Annotated in this window: 1 rRNA gene; it reads left to right on the top strand. The window is 48.0% G+C overall.

From position 1 onward, the window contains the following. Nucleotides 1–183: 183 nt before the first annotated feature. Nucleotides 184–333: ribosomal RNA gene (locus FNL14_RS23060) — 16S ribosomal RNA — on the top strand; the annotation flags it as partial.

Raw genomic sequence — 333 nt, 5'->3', positions numbered from 1 at the left:
TGTTGTTTGAGAACTCAATAGTGTGCCAAGTTTGTTGATACCAATTGTTTTATGAATTGGTTGAATTGACTGGATCGGTCCGCCCCTGTGGATGGGTCTGGTTTTTACAGCTGGTTTCAAATTTTGCAGTCGGGTTTCCGCGTTTTCCCGTGGTGCCTGGTTGTGTTTCGTTTTTGTTTTACTTCAACGGAGAGTTTGATCCTGGCTCAGGATGAACGCTGGCGGCGTGCTTAACACATGCAAGTCGAACGATGATCTCCAGCTTGCTGGGGGGATTAGTGGCGAACGGGTGAGTAACACGTGAGTAACCTGCCCTTAACTCTGGGATAAGCC

The sequence above is a fragment of the Pseudarthrobacter sp. B4EP4b genome (genome assembly GCF_006680095.1).
Lineage (GTDB): Bacteria > Actinomycetota > Actinomycetes > Actinomycetales > Micrococcaceae > Arthrobacter.
Note: the sequence above shows the minus strand (reverse complement) of the source record. Positions and strands in the feature narration are given on the sequence as shown.